The following is a 228-nucleotide window of genomic DNA, read 5'->3' on the forward strand; positions in this document are numbered from 1 at the left end:
CCGGCATCTGCATGGTGTCGCGCATGTCGCCGTTGTTCGAGCTGGCGGATACGGCGCTGTCGTTCCTGACGGTGATCGGCGCGATCACGGCGCTGTTCATGGGCTTCCTCGGCGTCGTGCAGAACGACCTCAAACGCGTGGTTGCTTACTCGACGCTCTCGCAGCTCGGTTACATGACGGTCGCGCTCGGCGTGTCGGCGTATCCGGTCGCGATCTTCCACCTGATGA

Annotated in this window: 1 protein-coding gene; it reads left to right on the forward strand. The window is 63.2% G+C overall.

All coding sequences use genetic code 11. The annotated features are described in order from the left end of the window. On the forward strand, window positions 1-228 hold a 228-nt coding region (locus SB816_RS35590; protein WP_410548690.1), incomplete at both ends, for a proton-conducting transporter membrane subunit.

Source organism: Achromobacter sp. SIMBA_011 (assembly GCF_046535435.1).
Taxonomy (GTDB): domain Bacteria; phylum Pseudomonadota; class Gammaproteobacteria; order Burkholderiales; family Burkholderiaceae_B; genus Achromobacter; species Achromobacter dolens.